The sequence below is a fragment of the Corynebacterium sp. HMSC076D02 genome, assembly GCF_001813815.1.
In the GTDB taxonomy this organism is placed as follows: domain Bacteria; phylum Actinomycetota; class Actinomycetes; order Mycobacteriales; family Mycobacteriaceae; genus Corynebacterium; species Corynebacterium simulans.
Genome location: NZ_KV814046.1, coordinates 1 through 16,862 on the forward strand (window position 1 = coordinate 1; position 16,862 = coordinate 16,862).

Consider the following 16,862-nt stretch of genomic DNA (forward strand, 5'->3'; position numbering starts at 1 on the left):
TTTAAAGTGTTATTCGTAAGTTAGTTCGAAACACTTTAGCAGTGAGGAACCTCTTGCTATGAAAGTGCCCTACCACTCTCACACCAACCCCGAAGACGAAATAGCCCAAGCCGCCGCACAAATCCGGCATGCAGAGCTGCGCTTCTGGCGCGAGCATCTGCCGGAATTCGATAACGAAATTGAGCTCGCGGTGCAGAGAATGTTTTCTGCCACCGGCGTTAGCCCGGCGCGCATATCCAAAATTTTCATGGCTTTAGATCGCCTCGAATCCATGCCAGAACTACATGCTCTCCAAGAGCGCTACCTCCACCTAGATTTAGATCGGCTTATCGCCATCAACGAGTCCTTAGACAAGCTTGGGGAACCGCTTGCCGGCGCCCTTGCCCGCATCGACGCAGGCATCACCAAGTACCTCACACCAAAGCGTGCGAACCAAGTCCCGCCCACGCAAGCAAATATCAAGCGCAAACTCAATGAGCTCATTAGCGCCGAAGATGACACGATTGCCCTGCAAGATACGCGCCGCCGTGGTCGATACAGCACCGACCCATTCTCCGTAACGCTGGAAGCAGATCCAGAAACCATCGCGAGCGTCGACCAGGCGGTACGCACCTTCGCCGAGGCCGAGCAGATTCCACTCGCTCAGGCCATGACGCGCCTCATCCTCGGCGAGGCCCAGCCAAAGGTTATCCTGCACACCTACCAAGCAACTGACATCCCCGGCGCGCCAACCTTCATCCAAGGCCATGGTTGGTCCCGTACTCCCGTTTCCCCTTCGGAGGTCCACGAGGTCGACCCATACGCCGAGAGCAAGAGCTACACCACTCCGGCGAACATTCGAAAATACGTCGAAGGCCGCGACGGCACCTGCCGCTACCCGGGCTGCAACCATCCGGCCTATAAATGCCAGACGGACCACCGCATCAACTTCGCCGACGGTGGCCCAACAACCCCCGCAAATCTTGCCTGCTTGTGCCAACACCACCACAACATCAAGACGGATGGCACAGCCTTCTACATCATGGACCCATACACCGGGGATATCTTCTGGCTCTTCGAAGATGGGACGTGGAAAGCCACCGAGCCCACCGGGCCCATCGCTGAGAAGAACTGGGCGCAGACTTTCGCGCAGGCCATCGCCAGTAGGCGTCGCCGGGCCCATGAGCAGGCCGTTGCTTTAAAGGAGGAGATAAAGAGCTAGTTACAACCATGCCCCGCACACCGCTTTGATTGCTGCCGCGGGGCCTATCTTTAGCCTGCTCAGCGGTATCATCTGCTCGCTGCTACAACCGAGACGCCTGGTGTGGATCTGGTTCAGCTTTGCTTCCATCATGGAAGGCGTGTGTTATTTCGTCATCACGCCCGCTGGCGCTGGTGACACAGCAACGGTTGTGGATGCACTCGGTTGGCCCGCATGGGTGCAATTAGTCATGTGCGCGGTGGGTGTGGCAGGCATGTTCGCCACCGCTTGGCACTTTGCGCCCTACATCAAGCGCTTTGCCGGCGATGATCGCAAAGCCCAGTGGGCAATGGCATTCTGGCCGTGGCTCATTGGTGCCGCAGCGATGTGCGCGCTGCAGCTACTTTATGTTGCTGTCAGTGACGTATCGCTGAGTATCGGCGAAAAAATCCTCGTCGGCATTTCCGATTTCGGCGTGCTCACCTTCGCCCCGATGGGTTTCATCTTCCGCGGCCGGTGGAGCGAGGTTGAACAAGAACCGCTGCGAACAAACCTCATTGGTGGAATCATCGTGCTTGTTGCCTTGATTACAGTGAATATTTGGATCTCTACTTAAAACAAAAATTCCATTTATAATTTTTGCATGAAAAAGATCTCTTTTATTCTTATCGCCGCACTTCTTTCTGGTTGCTCCCAGCAAGAACCCGCAGCACCAAAGCCGCCAGTTTCCGCCCACGATCACATTCTCGCTGCAGAAGATGCGCCAGAAGGATACGAGTATTCAAACATCAACGAGCTAATGAGCACCGAAGACCAAGCTCTCACCGAGGACCTCGTCTCCAGCGACTCCGAAAAGACCACGACCCCCGAGCAATGCGCACCGCTTGCCACCTCAGCGATGGATTTCATCGCCAAGATTTACAAGAATCCGGATACATTCTCCGCCGCCGATTTCAGCGCCGGGGACGTAAATGCCACGGTCTCTCTCAGCACGAACCCAGAGACGCTCCCCTTCCCCGCTGACCTCGCGGAGTGCGCTTCCTTTTCCAATGACGTCAGCGGAATCGTCAGCGATTACTCCACTACACCGCTCGACATGCAAATCGAAGGCGCCGAAAACCTGCAGGCCGCAAAGGTAACCATCGAAAGCGCCGGGAATCCACTAGTCGGCGAGCCCGGGGAGAGCGAATTCGTGGCGCACGCGCTTGTCGACGGCGCCGTCGTCAGCGTCAGCTCGCACGATGAGCAAGCGCTCCGCCAGCTCATGGAAAAGCAAGTAAATAAGGTGGCAAACCGCTAAGACAACGGCGAGAATTCATCCAAGGAAAAAACGGATTCCACCGGCACTCCAAAATACTGCGCAATACGCAAAGCAAGATGCAACGACGGTGCAGACTCTCCGCGCTCTAGGTACCCAATCGTCTGATAGTGAATGCCTAGGGCCTCGGCGAGTTCACGTCGGCTAATCCGCCGGTCAGTACGCATCACAGCGATGCGGTTGTGAACTATATCTTCAGTCATTTCTAAATTCCGATTTGGGCCCGAGTCTTGGATTGGATATTGGCGAGGGAGCCAAAAGTCTCCTTGCGGAAGCTATAGCGTAGCAAGGCAATAACAACTATAAATCCAACGATGATCCAAGTAAGAAGAACCCCCACAGCTAGCACAGGGGTGAATTCTCCGCCGTACTCCCACTGCGCAGGATTATCCGAGATCCACCGCGATAGGTGTCCGGACCAGTAGAAGGGCAGGATGAGCTGCGGAATCTGTATCCAGCGAGGAACGTCAGCCAAGGAGATAAAGCTGCCGCTGGTAGAAAACAGCGCTATGACGATGGCATAACCGACAAGCTGTGAATATGTCCCACGCATGAACGCACCAAGCACCAGCCCTAAAGGTGCTGCGGCTAGATTCGAGAGCAAAGCGATGCCCAGCATGGGAACAATACGACCCCATGAAATTTCTAGGTTCGGCAAGATAATAAGTGCGGCAAAGAGCAGTACTGCCTGCATGATGAATACGACGCTTACACAAGACACTGTCTTGCCGATTGCCCACACCCACGAGCCATTAGGCAACATTCGCGCGCGCACTAAGGCGCCGCCTAATCTGTCGCTATAGAACTCGGCAGCAATCTGCATTATCACGAACGTCGAAAAGCTGCCGACCAAACCGGCGAGAATTACCGACGAAGTCGAAGTTTGCTCAATCATCTCCTGCGAGCTTTGGCGAACCATCACCACGATAAACAGAACGGGCGCGAACACCATGAACGCTCCGACGCCTACAAGCTGCGGCCGAATGTCACTTGCCGCCTGGCGGAGGGCTGCTTTGAAGATTTTCATTACTGTTCCCCATTCTTTTTCACGATGGAAAGGTAGGCATCCTCTAGCGTCGGACGCGTCACGGTTAATTCAGAGATGGAACTAAGAGGAAGGCTCTGCAGGAATTCCTCCGGAGCTTCCGTGGAGTGAACGTTGCGCACCCCATCTGCAACCCACGAGACCTCCGCAGTTCCCAAATGCGCCGAGCGCAGCTGCATAGGGCTGCCGTTTGCTAAGACTTTTCCCTCACCCAAGATGATGATTCTGCTGGCGAGCTTTTCTGCTTCTGCAAGGTCATGGGTGGTCATAAGGACCGTGGTGGAACGATCCACGTGGTCCATAATCACGTCGTGCATTTGTGTCTTCGAGACCGGATCGAGCCCCGTCGTGGGCTCATCTAGGAGTAACAACTCAGGCCCACCGATGAGCGCTGCCGCAAAATCTAGGCGACGCCGCTCGCCACCGGACAGGCTCGAAATCTTCTGATTTTCCTTATCCCCTAAAGACACCAACTCAAGCGCCTGCTCAACCCCCATTGCTGCCGGTGAGTGGGTTTCATGGATGCCCGCAACCCATGCCAACTGGTCTTTAACGCGCCACTTGGGGTGGTCGGACCAATTCTGCTGAACCAAACCCACACGAGACCAGAACCCGGCCTTTACCCTGCGAGGGTCCTGCCCGAAAACACGAACCCTGCCGGCAGTTGGAGTCAACGTGCCCACAATGTTTTCCAGCAGCGTGGTCTTTCCCACACCGTTTGGGCCAAGCAAGCACACCACCTCGCCGGGGTCAACATGCAAGTCCACTCCGCCCAGAACTTTCTTCGCACCATAGGAGAAAGCCAGGCCGTCGATTTCAATTACTCGAGTCATTACACTCCCTTCGGTTCAATCCTCACTAAAGAAGATAGCACATGTACTACATATTGGAAGGGGGTTACTTCATGTCCTGATAAGCTCGTCTCCATGCCAACACAAGAAATTCACGTAAGCGCTGTCATTTTCCACAACTCAGAAGGCCATGTCCTTTGCGTGCGAAAGAAAAACACCACCGCGTTTCAGTTTCCGGGTGGTAAGCCAGACCCCGACGAAACGCCCCTCCAAGCTGCAGTGCGCGAGGTAGGAGAGGAAATTGGCGTCACGCTTGATGGTGCCCTACTTAGCCCACGCGGCACCTTCCGCGCAGCCGCCGCCAACGAGGAAAATCATGAGGTCATTGCAGATGTCTTCAGCTATCCATCCCCTGTCATCCCAAACATTGCAGCGGAGATTGCCGAGTACGCATGGGTAGATTTGGCCGAACCTCACGTTGAACTCGCACCGCTTCTGAAAACCCCTGCACTACGCGAGAAGCATTGTTAGATTGCGGTCATGAGCAGCACAGAGCGATATGTTGAAGATGCTGTCCTTGGCCGAGTAAACCTTCCACTTACTGCACTTTCATGGCACAATGGCCTGCATGAGCAAAGTACGTAAGTCCGCACTGTTGACTGCAGCCACCGCAATCACCGTTTCCCTTGCCACCCCAGCCGCCTCCGCCGACATGGTGGATGACTACCTCGCGAAGGTTCCTGCGGGCCAGATCTCCTGCGATCAGGCAAGCCGCTATTACACCAACGCTTCCGACTACAACTCCAAGAAGTCCCAGGCGCTCGCCGCTGCTAATTTCCACCCGCGTGGTGGCGAAATCCGCGATGCCATCGCGCGCGCGGATGAGGCGATCGCACGTTGTGGTCTAAATGGTGGCGCTCCGGCCCCAGCTCCAGCTCCAAAACCAGCACCTGCTCCAAAACCAGCACCTGCCCCAGCAAACGTGATTTCGGTTGGTGTGGTTCCGGGTCAGCCTACGGTTGATGTGCCGGTTGGCCCGCAGGTCTTCCGTATTCCGGACATCAACAAGATCATCCAGGATCTCTTCTCCCAGGCACAGTCCCAGGTTTCGCAGCTTTCTTCCTTCTAGAAGGGCAGAAAGTACTCGTCCGCGTGCAGCGCACATGACGGCCTGCTCATCGCGGGGCATAGGACCAAAGTCGTGGTCGGTTAACTCGGCATGGCACAGCGAGCAGGCGAACCACTCGCAGCAGGTAGCGCATTTGTTTGCCACGACGTCGACAAGCGAGTGCCCCATGAATCATTAGCGGGTAAGACCCCACATAACCTGATCGAGCGCGCAAGAATCGTGCGGCAGATCTGGATGCGCTGCTGGGGCCTCACAGACGTCGCCCAAGCTGACGTTTTCAACGTCGGCGCCTGGTACCGCAGTAAGCTTCGAGGTTTCGTTCGGCGTGACGGTGGTATCCGCCGGGCTATAGATCGAGGTGTACTTAACCCCCGGCGCGGTATCGGGCAGTTTGTTCATTTTCTCAATAAAGTCCGAGCCCTGCAGCTGCTGAATGCCGGCCGTAGTGCCCAAGAAGGCAGCCAGCTTCGGCATAACCTTGGCAATATCACTCAACGCAGGTCCCATACCGCTCAGCGTAGTGCCGTGATAGTTGCCACCGATTGCGACAACACGGGAGACCTCCTCTGGGGAACCGTAGAGCTGCGTGAAAGTCTTGGTGTGCAGCCCGCCCTGGGAATGGCCCACGAGGTTGACCTTGTCAGAGCCAGTAGCGGACCGAACATACTCGATTTGCTCTGCAATCTCGCGAGCAGAAGCATCAAGATCCCCAATCGCCTTCATGGCCGGGATTGCATTCTGCAACGTGACATCGTCCGCGCCGTAGTCGAATGCCCACACGCACATGTTTTGCTCCTGCAGCCGCGGAATCAGATCCGTCCAGGCCGAGGAATTATCGCTGGTGCCATGAATGAGAACCACTGGCTCAACATCAGAAACGCAGCTCGGATCGTTGATGCCATAGCTCTCTGGCACTGAGGTCTCAAAAGTGGCGGCTTGAGCAGGTGCGATGGACACGGTAGCGGCTAGAAAAGAAGCCGTGAGGAAGGTGGTAATTCGACGCATGCCCCACAGAATAGACCCTGATCACGGATTTTATTCAAGATAGGGTAGCCGGGTGTGTACGTTCGGACAATACTCAAAGTGTCAGAAACTCGAGGCACCACCAGCGCCGGAGAACCCCGAGCTAAAGTTGCTGCTCACGTTGGGTGAAGAAGCTACGGAAGCGCTGTTCCATGAGCTGATCGCCATAAAGGGTACGAATCCGTGATAACCCACTCCCGGATAGAAGGAAGACTCGTCAATACGCGGGCGCGCCGCCATTTCATCCGCTTCGTTTTCCTTTTGTAACTGCGTTTGGATCTGCCCAAAGAGCGTGGCTGCGCGCTCCACTAGCTCGAGGTAACGATCCATAAATTCAGGCGCGGCCGCATCGATCTCCTCGGAAACGGCAATCAGTCGGGATGCTTCTTCCGCGACCCCGCCCGTGGATTCCGTGCGCGCCTCAATCAGGTCCTTGCGTAGCTCATAGAGTTCCTTGCGGCGCGCGTTAACGTCAGCATGCTCGACGGCATACAGACGGTCGATGTTGTGTTCTGCGATATCTACGCGGTCACAGATGGATTTCGCTTCCTCGATTCCACTCGCCGCTTGTTCGAATTTCTCGTCGGAGGACTGCTCGTTCAGGCTGGCAAAAGCGCTAACTTTATCGTCGAGATTGAGGAACTCGTCGCGCAATTGCTCCCATTCCTCGCGCATCCGGGCGTCGACAAGCGCTGATTGCAAAGAGTGCGCACGCACGTCGATGGCATTCAAGCGTTGAGCGATATCCCCATAAGCCCGTGAAACGTATTTCCAATCCTCACGGGCGGTCGCAATACGCTGCGCTTTCCGACGCCGCGTAGCACCCACCGCAGCAACGATTCCTCCGGCAGCCGCACCCGCGCCGAAACCACCAAAGCCAATACCGAGACCGCGGTTAGCCTTAGCATCGGAATAAAGCTCCTCACTGACCTTGTCTGCATCGGCAGCATAGTCAGCGCCAGCGAAAAGACCTGCCGGGATATTTCCTGCCTTCACGCCCGGTTTGATCTCTTCGATTGCGTCTTCCAAATGACCATCTTCTAGTTCCAGGGACAGGTCCTTCCCCACATCGTTGCCCGCGAAGATGAAAGCCTGACGTGGATCGAGGCCCACGCCAACGAAGAGCTGGCCATCGGTGAAATGGTCATCGCCAATGAGGTCTGGGTGATTATCGCGTAGATACTCTTCGACGGAATCTTCTACCTCGTCCTTGTTCTTTTTGAAGACAAGGTAGTTCAGCTGCTTGACCGGAGTTGCGAAGTGGATTCGCTCAACGTCACGACGCATGCGTGCTTCGTCATCGGGGTTTAAGACATCTTCGGGATCCATGATCTCGACCTTGACGTCTGCGGACCTCTCGACGGAATAATCTGCTTGCTCCGGAGATGCCGCAAGCGTGGCAACACCGAAAGCAGTGCCGCCGCCAACCAAAAGCGCTGCTGCTGCAGATGCCGCCAGAATCTTTTTCATTCCAATCTCCATTCTCGCTTGGTGCGCAGCCATGCCAGGACTGCCTTGACGCGGCGGTTTTCGTCTTCGGGGCTGAACCCGAGCTTCATGAAAACATTCGCCACGTGTTTGCTTACTGCACCGGCAGTGAGCACGAGCTTGCCTTCGATCTCGCGATTGCTGGCGCCTTGTGCCATCAAGGCTAGTACCTCGCGTTCTCGGGGCGTGAGCTTATCGACGCCCATCTTCCGGGAGGAGAGCAAAGTGCTCACGACTTCCGGATCTACCACGGTGCCACCTGCAGAGACCGTATCCAGTGCATGGATGAACTCATCCACATCGGCGATTCTTTCCTTGAGTAGATAGCCGAATCCGCCGTGTTCGATGAGCCCGTCCAAGTAGCTGGCGGCGACGTATTGGCTCAACACCACGACGGGCTGCTCGGGCGTACGTTTGCGAATCTCATTGACTGCTCGCAGGCCGTCGTCCTGCAAAAGCGGCGGCATCCTGACGTCGGTGACAATGATGTCGAATCCTTCTGCCGCAGCACGCAATTGATCAGCATCTTCGACCGTGGTGACCTCATGGTCCAAGGAACGCAGGAGTTGTTCGATTGCCGCACGCAGCAGGGCGGAGTCTTCAGCAAGCAAAATTTTCATGGCAGTTTCATCCTTAACCGTGCGCCCTGATCAGTGTCTTCTAGTTTCACGCTTCCGCCCAGGACTATGGCGCGCTCTTCCAGGCCGGCGATGCCGGTTCCCTCGCCTGCGGTTAACCCGTGCCCGTTATCGGTGATGGAAATTTTTATCCCTTCTCGGTAATCCAGCTTCACAGTCGCTGCGGTGGCCTCACCGTGCTTTACGGCGTTGGTTAGCCCCTCTGCCACGCAGTGATAGGCCAACAAGGCGCTGGTTTCATCAAGGGAGCGTTCTTCGCCTTTGCATTCGAGGGTGGTCTCCAGCCCGGAATGGACGAGGAGTTCTTCGAGAGCCGCAATCAGGCCATTATCGAAGAGGACCTGCGGCGCGATGCCACGGACCGTGTCGCGCAAGGCAGACAGAGCAAGGCTGGCGTTGTGGTCGGCGGCGTCGAGAGCCGCGGTGTCTCCCCTTTTCGCCGCGGCTAGGTTGAGCTTGAGCGCGGTGAGGTACTGCTGCGGGCCGTCGTGTAGCTCCCGTTCGATGCGGCGGCGCTCGCCGGAGAAGGCGTCGATAAGCGTGGCTCGCGCATCGCTCTCCAACGCCAGGCGGGTGGTGCTCACGGAAAGAAAGGTTAAAAACTTCGCGCCAAAGATAAGGACCAGCAAGCACAGGCAGCCAAACGTCCAGCTCACCACGATAGCCAGGGCTCGATTTTCAATGACGAGGCTACCGATGTTGAACCTATCCGTGAAGAAAGGAGCGATGAAGAATACCACCGTCATAGACCCCACGAACAGCCACAACGCCATGCTCAAAATCGAGAGCAAAAGCTGAATCAGAAGGTGATAGAACTGCTGCCAATCAAACCAGCGATGTGGGGTGCGGTAGCGAATCTTCACGCCCAACCACCGTGCGCCGCCGCGGGTAATGACGGCCATGAGGGACGCAACGAGCGGAATCCACGGCAGCATGACAACGGAAACCACAGCAGCGGGAATACACAGCAGCGCTAGCACTAGATTCCACGCCACGGATTTGAAAGTTGCCATAGAGTACAACCCTAATCCGCACTTCGGACACACGCAGTGGAGCTAGCTCCCCTAAATTTCTGGGAGTCTCCCCCATCGGAATACTGCGCCTTTCAACGTGAAATCGAAAGCATGACACTCATCGCAAAAAATCTCACGAAGAAATACGGCAAGAATCTAGTGCTAGACCACCTCTCGCTGCGCATTGAACCGGGCGAGTTCGTGGCCATCATGGGCCCTTCCGGAAGCGGCAAGTCAACGCTCCTCGGCCTGCTTTCTGGCCTCGACAAACCTACAACCGGCAAGGTCAATGCACCGGGGCGCAAGCACCGCGCTTTCGTGTTCCAAGACTATAACCTCCTGGAATCGCTTAACGCCCAGCAGAACGCGGAGCTTACGGCGAAGTTCTCCGGCCGTAAATGCAGCCCGGCGAAGCTGCACCAGACCTTTGAGAGCTTGGGCATCGGCGGGCTGGAAAGCGCTTACCGGCACAGCTTTCGGGCGGACAGCAACAACGCGTCGCGGTGGCGCGAGCATTGCTTGCCGACGCCCCCTTCATCTTCGCCGACGAGCCCACCGGTGCGTTGGACGACGACACGGCGGACGTGGTCATGGATCATCTCGTCCGCGTACCCAGCACGGTGGTAATGGTCACCCACTCGCACGCGGCCGCCGCGAAGGCCGATCGCATCTACAAGCTGGAGGAACACCATGTCCGTATGGCTTAAGGATCTACACAGCAATTGGCCTTCCTGGCTGGCGGTGGCGCTGACGTGTTTTATCTCCGGAATGGGATTCTCGCTCGCCGTAGCGCTTATTAACGCAACCGGTGATGACACAACTTCTCTGGGCGGAACCATCCTCGGGCTGGCTATCTGCTCCAATATTCTCGTCATTTTCTCGCAGATGAAGCTCATCATCGACGAGCACATCCACATCTACCGCAGCTGGCGCATGGTGGGCATGCCCAATTGGCTCATCTTTGTACTCGTGCTGGGTCAGATTGCGGCGGTCTCTACATGCGGTGCGGTTCCTGGCGCCTGTTGCGCTACATTTCTCACGGACTTCGCACTCGATGCTTTCCACCGCGACAACATTCGAGTGGACGGTATCTCCGTGACGATGGGCGGTGTTGTGCTTGCTAGTGCGGTGTGCGTACTTGCCGCAGTACTCGGTGGATTCTTGTCATTGCGGCGTATCTACCGTTCAGGGATGCCACGGTGGACAGCTGCCAAGTGTGCGCTCGCTTTTATCCTTGGTGCCGGGATCTTGTTTGCCTGCACCTTGATCGAAGATCCGATAGATGCAATGTCCGCGTGTTTGGGCCTTATCCCCTTGTTCGCATTCCTGGTTCCATGGATGTTGCCACTGCTTATGCAGTGGACCCGACCTCTCGGCATCGCTGGCGCGAACGTGCGCGTACGCAGCAACTTCACCGCACCACATATCATACCGTGGATCTTGTTCGGCGGCCTCATCATCGCCGTGGGCTCAGGTCTCCGCGCCATGTTTAGCATGGAGGAGGAGTTTACGATGTCGCCGTGGCAGGTGTTCGTAGTGGTACTCGGGCCGACGATCGCGCCGAGCGTGATGGCGGCGTTTACTACTTCGCTGTTAATGCGCAAGCGGATCGCTCACGACGCAGGGGCGCTAACTTTGGCGGGTGCTGCCAGGAACAGCATTTTCCGGGTACAAATCGGTGAAGCCTTCGCACTGACAGCAACCACGACGGGATTACTGTCCGCACTCACGCTCTTCATCGTCTTGCTCATGAACCACGGGATGACAGGAGAATACGCGCTCACCGGCTTCTGGTGGCAGGCGTTAATAATGCAAGCCGGTGTGATGTTTATGGGTCTTTCCGGCTTCAAATGCGGGTTGGCCACAAACTTTAGGGATACAGCTGCACACGTCCGTCCGTAAAGGACTTGTACTGCTCAATGTCTCCGCCAACTGGGACTAATTGACCATCTTCAACCTCTAGGCGCACGCGTGCGGTTTCGGTAATTCCCTCTGCGGTAGAACGGCCGCGATTGCCTACGGTGAGCTCGATTTCATCGTCTCCCACCACGGAAGCCTCTTCCACGGAAGAAGCGGTAATACCGTGGCCGCCGACCAATTCACCCTCGGACCAAATGAGGATTCCGCCTGCGATTGATGCACCCGTTCCGGCAGGACCGTTTTCGTCACCGAAGGCGCCATCCAGTACGGCGTAGCTAAGCTCCGCGCACGGATCATAGGCGCCGTCAGTGACCGTGTAGTGGAACTTAAAATTATCTTTATCCGTGTTGAGGACGCCCTTTGCGCCGTTGGCGAATCGCTTCTGGAAATCAGAGCCGCCGTCCGCGCACTTTTCCTCTTCATTTTCTTTATTTTCCGCAGTTACCGTTTCGGTTACTACCGGCTGCGGGTCTGCTTGCTGCTGGGTATGTTCTGTGGACTCAGTTTTCTCGGTGGACTCGGTTTGTTGTTCGGTAGTCTCACGGAATACCGGCTTCGGAGAATCGCTTTCGGATTCCGATGAACAACCGGCAACGCTCAACGCAACTACAGCACTCGAAACAGCAACGAATTTCCTCATGATTTCAAGATACGTCACTGCTTGCTAGAGAAGTTCCGATAGCCAAGGAAAGAAAGAGCAGCGCGGGAGCTACACCCGGCCTTGAACGTTGTTCAATTGCAGTCATGAAATGAGATATCGCTGTGGTAGAGATAATTCCATGCCTTTTTTGAACAGTGTTCAAGTCACTGCGATCGACTCCACCCACATCTGGCACCCCTATGCCGCGCCCGGCGCGCCAGCCTTGCAGGTACTGCGCACCGATGGTGCCTATTTAGAACTCGCAAATGGCCAACGCGTCATCGACGGCATGAGCTCCTGGTGGGCGGCATGCCACGGCCATTCGCACCCGCGGCTGGTGGCGGCGGCGAAGGATCAGATCGATAGGTTCAGCCACGTCATGTTCGGCGGGCTCACTCACGAACCGGCGGCGCGGCTTACCGCAAACCTCCTGGAGTTGACCAAGCACCAGTACGCGCAGGTCTTCTACTCCGATTCCGGATCCGTCGCGGTGGAAGTGGCGGTAAAGATGGCGCTGCAGTGTTCGCCACCCGGCCGCACCAAGCTTTTGACCTGGCGCTCGGGCTATCACGGCGATACCTTCACTGCGATGAGCGTATGTGATCCGGAAGGCGGCATGCACTCTATGTGGAAGGGCATCCTTGCCGAGCAGATCTTTGCCCCAGCTCCGCCCACGGAAGGCGCCTCGTCTAAGCAGCGGGCGGAATACTTGCATAAGTTCGAGTCCTTTATCACCGAAGAAGTCGCCGCGGTCATCATCGAACCCGGCGTGCAGGGCGCAGGCGGAATGCGCTTCCACGACCTAGAGCTAGTCGCAGGCGTGCGGGAGCTATGCGATAAGCACGGAATCTTGCTCATCGCGGATGAAATCGCCACCGGGTTTGGTCGCGCAGGTGAGCTCTTCATGACGCAGGCGGCAGGAATCACGCCCGACATCATGTGCGTAGGCAAGGCGCTAACGGGTGGGTTTGTCTCGTTGGCAGCAACCCTGGCCACGCAAAAGGTGGCGGAGACGATGCAGCCACGCGCATTGATGCATGGGCCGACGTTCATGGCCAATCCCTTGTCCTGCGCGGTGGCAGCCGAGTCCACCGCCATGATTGCAGAAGGCACCTGGCGCGCGGACGTCGCACGCATTGAGCAAGGTTTACGCGCAGGGCTTAGCGACGCCCCCGGCATCACCCGCGTGCGCGGCGCCATCGGTGTATTGGAAATGGCCCATGACGTGGACATGAAAGCGACCACCGCGGCGGCCCTTGAAGAAGGCGTATGGCTGCGCCCATTCGGCAGGCTCATCTACACAATGCCGCCATATATCTGTACCGATGAGGAAGTAGCGCGCATTTGCCGCGCCGTCGTTGCCGCCGGGGAGGTCGCATGATCTATTGCATCACCGGAACCAATACGGATGTGGGAAAGACCATTGCCACGGCGGCCCTGGCCGCGCAGTACCAAGCGGCGGGCAAGCATGTGGTGGTGGCGAAACCACTGCAAACAGGAGATACGAGCGATTGCGCCACGGTCACACGCCTTACCGGCGTGGAATCCCGGCAATTCAAGCACTATCCGGAGCCTCTAGCGCCGAACCTTTCTGCCCGGCGCGCGGGATTACCGCAGGCCGAAAAAGAGGAGGTGCTGGCGTGGATTCGCAGCATCGATGCAGACGTCGTACTCGTGGAGGGCGCGGGCGGCCTGCTGGTTCGGCTCGCGGATAGCTTCACGCTTGCCGACGTCGCCCGTGACCTCGGCGCCGAACTTTTCATAGTCACCAGCTTGATGTTAGGCAGCCTCAACGCCGCTGAGCTCACCGTGGAAGCTGCCCGCGCCCGCGGCATTCACGTCAAAGGGCTGGTTGGCGGCATGCTGCCACAAGAGCCGGACCTCGCCACTCGCCTCAATATCGCGGAGCTTCCCAAGGTCACCGGCGTGCCACTGCTCGGCTGTATTCCTACCGGCGCAGGTTCGTTAAGCAAAGAGGAATTCTGCGCCCAAGCAGTGCAATGGGATCTCTTAGGCAGCCTCTAGATCGGCCCACGCAACCGGAAAGGGTCTTTCATGACTCGGCTTCCTCATCCCCTGGAACAATCTTGCTGTCTATGGCACTCAAGATGCAGCCAGCCAAAATGTAACCACTCGCCTGCATATGGGTGGCCCAGTTGCCTCCGCCTCCGGCCACAACCAAAAAGATCATGAAACCCACAGCAATGAGACAATAAACAATGAATCGGCCATGCGCACCGAGCCGATATCTCCGCGCAGAAATGACGCTGATGACCCAGCTGAGCACTAGGAGAATTGCATAGACTAGCCCTCCGGCCAACGCACCCGGAACCATGTACAGCATTCACTATCCCTTCCAGCAATCATCTGCGGGGCCTTGGAAGCACTTTCTAAAAGGTAAAACGAAAAGTCTTGAGACTTCACAAGCGTGTGCAGGTCACAAATGCAGGTCAACATACCTTTCTGAAGATTTCTTCCCGGCCACACTAACAAAATCTCCCAAGGATTATTACCCCCTTGCCCCCCATTAAAAAATCCTAGTTTAACTGCAAAACATCAGGCCTAGATGCCGTTGAGACGAGACACCGTGACCAGTGGGCTACTTTTAACCGTCGTTAACACGATAGCCCGACGGAACAAAAACACTCGACAAGGCCTTGTCGGCAAGAAACACACGTACTTTCTATGTTGCGACACAACCTAGGTAGGTTTACAATCTAGGTTGTGTCCATACATAGATCTTTCCCAAGCCACTGGTTACGAGCCGTACTACCTCTCGCAGTCATGCACGTCTTAGCTAAAGATGCGACTTATGGCTACGAGATAGCTGCGTCACTCAAGGAGTCAGGGTTTGGCGACATTAAAGGTGGCACTCTTTATCCGCTACTTGCGCGACTAGAACGAGATGAATTGGTTTCACCACAATGGCGCGCAGGGGAATCAGGACCAGGTCGGAAATATTACGAACTAACCGAACAGGGAAGAGCGCAACTAGACGAACAAACACAGCAGTGGCGCGAATTTTCACAGATCGTCACAGCTCATTTTGCACACAACAAGGAGAAGCCAGCATGACACAATACGCAACCGAAAAAAGCTTAGCGCCTGACATCGATCCACGTTGGGCGGAAGAATTTATCCTCACCGCACGTCTCGAAGAAATTCCAGGAGACGTCATCGGAGATACATTAGGCGAAGTAAACGATCACTGCCGTTCGGCCAATGAAAGCGCACTTGAAGCCTTCGGCCCTGCACGAGACTACGTAGAACAGATCGCAGCCGACGTGGAAAAAGTTAAAAGCCCAAGCATTTTAATACTTTTAGGGCCTGCTTTTTTACAAATCGTAGGCGTGGTTTTGTGCCTGCAAGGAGTCTACGGCCTTGCCTCAGGAACGTCGCATCCCCTCGATTGGGCGACAATAGCAGTCTTTGGGATTGTGGGCGTCTTGCTGCTGTGTGCTGAAAAGCCTTTAGCATTCGTGCTGCGACTGATAGTCCAAAAGCCAGTACTCGGCGCCGCTACCTTCGGATTACTTGCCCTGCTGTGCTGTGTACTGTTTTCTATTCCAATGTGGTGGTCAACCCCCGCCGTACCGATTCACAGCTCGATTGTGCTGTGCATTGGAATCGCTGCCATACTAATTGGAACCATTCTTGAAATCGGATTCGATAGTTTCGGAGGCTTTGACGATCCCCTCATCGTGGCCGGGCAGAAAGATAAGACGCCCAAAAAGAAGTCAAAGCTCTCGTGGCTATCTAGCGGGTACGCCATTGTTTGCGCGATTATTGGCTCGATAATCATCATGATATTTGCCTAATTTCTGAGTTAGGCATCCGCTTGCAACAGTGCGAAATGAAGTGCCCCGGGTTTTGTCCTCCGCTTGTGCCTTAATTTCCATTAATTCTCGACTGGGGTGGTGTTCCCAAAATTCGGTTTCCACTTCAGCCGGGGTGCGGTAGTCCAAGCTCTGGTGGAGCCGTGGTCTAAATGGTGAATCAAGCCCGTTGTTCCCTCAGCACATACGAACACCTGGTTGAGCGCCTGCAGCGGCAAGGCTTCGGTGCGCATCGAATCCCACAGCGCTCACCCGAGAATTCTCCGGGAGAATACATCGGTCACGAACGCGGTGCACACAAAGCCTTTCCACGTGCGCACATAAGTAATGTCCGCCACCCACAGCTGATGAGAGCCAGGAGCCCTAAATCCACGATGTACCAAGTCAGGGCGAAGACCCAGGCCCTAAGGCTTGAGCGTCGTGATTGGTGCCCCACCTTTGCCCTTGCCGGAGAGCCCAGCACTGCGCATCAGCCGGGCTGTTTGCTCGCGGCCAATGTCAATGCCCTGGCGGCGCAGCACGCGCCACATCTTCCGCACGCCGTAGACGCTGTAGTTTTCGGAATGCACGTCGCGAATATGCTCCACGAAAGCAGCGTCGCGAAGAGCGCGGGAACTTAAAACCCCGGGCTTTAGACTGGCGGTACCCACGCGAGCCAAGAAAACCGCCTTCGCGATGCGTGTTGAACGTCTAGCAGATGAACTCGATTGAGAAACGATTCCGATGCTCATCGATGAATCGGATCATTCCTTCACGTTTGGGGTCGAGTTCGGATGCGAAAAGCCGAAGCGGCCTTCAACAACTCAATGGTGTCCCGCAGCTCTTGATTTTCTCGACGCAA

19 protein-coding genes and 1 pseudogene are annotated in these 16,862 nt (G+C 56.1%); 11 read left to right on the plus strand and 9 right to left on the minus strand.

Features of this window, described 5'->3' with window-relative positions:
* The first annotated feature begins 58 nt into the window (after positions 1-58).
* The 3 genes from HMPREF2935_RS06515 (at position 59) to HMPREF2935_RS06525 (ending at position 2,480) form a co-directional block, all read left to right on the plus strand.
* Complete coding sequence (locus HMPREF2935_RS06515) at positions 59-1,201, plus strand: HNH endonuclease signature motif containing protein (protein ID WP_070732470.1); 1,143 nt, start codon at positions 59-61, stop codon at positions 1,199-1,201.
* 139 nt (positions 1,202-1,340) lie between these two features.
* Positions 1,341-1,796 carry a hypothetical protein gene (locus HMPREF2935_RS06520; protein WP_141744823.1) on the plus strand — a complete coding sequence of 152 codons (456 nt, stop codon included), beginning with the start codon at positions 1,341-1,343 and terminating at the stop codon, positions 1,794-1,796.
* 27 nt (positions 1,797-1,823) lie between these two features.
* Entirely contained in the window at positions 1,824-2,480 is a 657-nt protein-coding gene (locus tag HMPREF2935_RS06525; protein WP_049151475.1) for a YdgH/BhsA/McbA family protein, read from the plus strand.
* Here HMPREF2935_RS06525 and HMPREF2935_RS06530 read toward each other — a convergent pair.
* The 3 genes from HMPREF2935_RS06530 to HMPREF2935_RS06540 are packed head-to-tail and all read right to left on the minus strand — an operon-like array spanning position 2,477 to position 4,376.
* On the minus strand, positions 2,477-2,701 hold the full coding sequence (locus tag HMPREF2935_RS06530; RefSeq protein ID WP_049151474.1) for a helix-turn-helix transcriptional regulator: 225 nt from the start codon (positions 2,699-2,701) through the stop codon (positions 2,477-2,479). The genes HMPREF2935_RS06525 and HMPREF2935_RS06530 overlap by 4 nt on opposite strands.
* 2 nt (positions 2,702-2,703) lie before the next feature.
* Positions 2,704-3,525, minus strand: coding sequence for an ABC transporter permease (locus tag HMPREF2935_RS06535; protein WP_070732472.1), 822 nt, complete (start codon positions 3,523-3,525; stop codon positions 2,704-2,706).
* Positions 3,525-4,376 carry an ABC transporter ATP-binding protein gene (locus tag HMPREF2935_RS06540; RefSeq protein ID WP_061925686.1) on the minus strand — a complete coding sequence of 284 codons (852 nt, stop codon included), beginning with the start codon at positions 4,374-4,376 and terminating at the stop codon, positions 3,525-3,527. The genes HMPREF2935_RS06535 and HMPREF2935_RS06540 overlap by 1 nt, the downstream gene beginning before the upstream one ends.
* A 93-nt stretch (positions 4,377-4,469) precedes the next feature.
* Here HMPREF2935_RS06540 and HMPREF2935_RS06545 point away from each other — a divergent pair, with 93 nt between their 5' ends.
* Together HMPREF2935_RS06545 and HMPREF2935_RS06550 are read left to right on the plus strand one after the other, a co-directional pair.
* Positions 4,470-4,865: an NUDIX hydrolase gene (locus HMPREF2935_RS06545; protein WP_049151471.1), complete on the plus strand. Its 396-nt coding sequence runs from the start codon at positions 4,470-4,472 to the stop codon at positions 4,863-4,865.
* A 97-nt stretch (positions 4,866-4,962) separates the two neighbouring features.
* A complete protein-coding gene (locus HMPREF2935_RS06550) occupies positions 4,963-5,463 on the plus strand; it encodes a hypothetical protein (protein WP_049151470.1) in 501 nt (166 codons plus the stop codon).
* Between the two features lie 174 nt (positions 5,464-5,637).
* On the opposite strand, the gene HMPREF2935_RS06555 is transcribed toward HMPREF2935_RS06550, so the two are convergent.
* The 4 genes from HMPREF2935_RS06555 to HMPREF2935_RS06570 form a co-directional block, all read right to left on the minus strand.
* On the minus strand, positions 5,638-6,468 hold the full coding sequence (locus HMPREF2935_RS06555; RefSeq protein WP_061925679.1) for an alpha/beta hydrolase: 831 nt from the start codon (positions 6,466-6,468) through the stop codon (positions 5,638-5,640).
* A gap of 81 nt (positions 6,469-6,549) precedes the next feature.
* A complete protein-coding gene (locus HMPREF2935_RS06560) occupies positions 6,550-7,956 on the minus strand; it encodes a DUF5129 domain-containing protein (RefSeq protein ID WP_168166293.1) in 1,407 nt (468 codons plus the stop codon).
* Positions 7,953-8,594, minus strand: coding sequence for a response regulator transcription factor (locus HMPREF2935_RS06565; protein WP_005530578.1), 642 nt, complete (start codon positions 8,592-8,594; stop codon positions 7,953-7,955). Before HMPREF2935_RS06565 ends, HMPREF2935_RS06560 begins: the two co-directional genes overlap by 4 nt.
* The gene (locus HMPREF2935_RS06570; RefSeq protein WP_070732476.1) at positions 8,591-9,625 is read right to left on the minus strand and encodes a sensor histidine kinase; all 1,035 of its coding nucleotides are present in this window, start codon (positions 9,623-9,625) and stop codon (positions 8,591-8,593) included. Before HMPREF2935_RS06570 ends, HMPREF2935_RS06565 begins: the two co-directional genes overlap by 4 nt.
* A 210-nt stretch (positions 9,626-9,835) precedes the next feature.
* On the opposite strand from HMPREF2935_RS06570, the pseudogene HMPREF2935_RS13740 reads away from it, so the two are divergent.
* Positions 9,836-10,332 (plus strand): annotated as a pseudogene (locus HMPREF2935_RS13740) (ATP-binding cassette domain-containing protein).
* Positions 10,316-11,527, plus strand: coding sequence for an FtsX-like permease family protein (locus tag HMPREF2935_RS06580; RefSeq protein WP_070732478.1), 1,212 nt, complete (start codon positions 10,316-10,318; stop codon positions 11,525-11,527). Before HMPREF2935_RS13740 ends, HMPREF2935_RS06580 begins: the two are co-directional and overlap by 17 nt.
* Here the strand turns inward: HMPREF2935_RS06580 and HMPREF2935_RS06585 are convergent.
* Complete coding sequence (locus HMPREF2935_RS06585) at positions 11,496-12,185, minus strand: hypothetical protein (protein ID WP_141756026.1); 690 nt, start codon at positions 12,183-12,185, stop codon at positions 11,496-11,498. The two genes, HMPREF2935_RS06580 and HMPREF2935_RS06585, sit on opposite strands and share 32 nt — an antisense overlap.
* 139 nt (positions 12,186-12,324) lie before the next feature.
* On the opposite strand from HMPREF2935_RS06585, the gene HMPREF2935_RS06590 reads away from it, so the two are divergent.
* The 4 genes from HMPREF2935_RS06590 to HMPREF2935_RS06605 all read left to right on the plus strand — a co-directional run bounded on the left by HMPREF2935_RS06590 (position 12,325) and on the right by HMPREF2935_RS06605 (position 16,003).
* A complete protein-coding gene (locus HMPREF2935_RS06590) occupies positions 12,325-13,566 on the plus strand; it encodes an adenosylmethionine--8-amino-7-oxononanoate transaminase (RefSeq protein WP_070732482.1) in 1,242 nt (413 codons plus the stop codon).
* On the plus strand, positions 13,563-14,210 hold the full coding sequence (gene bioD, locus HMPREF2935_RS06595) for a dethiobiotin synthase (protein ID WP_070732484.1): 648 nt from the start codon (positions 13,563-13,565) through the stop codon (positions 14,208-14,210). Before HMPREF2935_RS06590 ends, bioD begins: the two co-directional genes overlap by 4 nt.
* A gap of 759 nt (positions 14,211-14,969) precedes the next feature.
* Positions 14,970-15,260: a PadR family transcriptional regulator gene (locus HMPREF2935_RS13835; RefSeq protein WP_083313192.1), complete on the plus strand. Its 291-nt coding sequence runs from the start codon at positions 14,970-14,972 to the stop codon at positions 15,258-15,260.
* Positions 15,257-16,003, plus strand: a complete 747-nt coding sequence (locus HMPREF2935_RS06605) for a hypothetical protein (protein WP_070732489.1) — start codon at positions 15,257-15,259, stop codon at positions 16,001-16,003. Before HMPREF2935_RS13835 ends, HMPREF2935_RS06605 begins: the two co-directional genes overlap by 4 nt.
* A gap of 422 nt (positions 16,004-16,425) precedes the next feature.
* Here HMPREF2935_RS06605 and HMPREF2935_RS12695 read toward each other — a convergent pair whose 3' ends face one another.
* Positions 16,426-16,671: an IS3 family transposase gene (locus HMPREF2935_RS12695; RefSeq protein ID WP_246817791.1), complete on the minus strand. Its 246-nt coding sequence runs from the start codon at positions 16,669-16,671 to the stop codon at positions 16,426-16,428.
* Between the last annotated feature and the right edge of the window lie 191 nt (positions 16,672-16,862).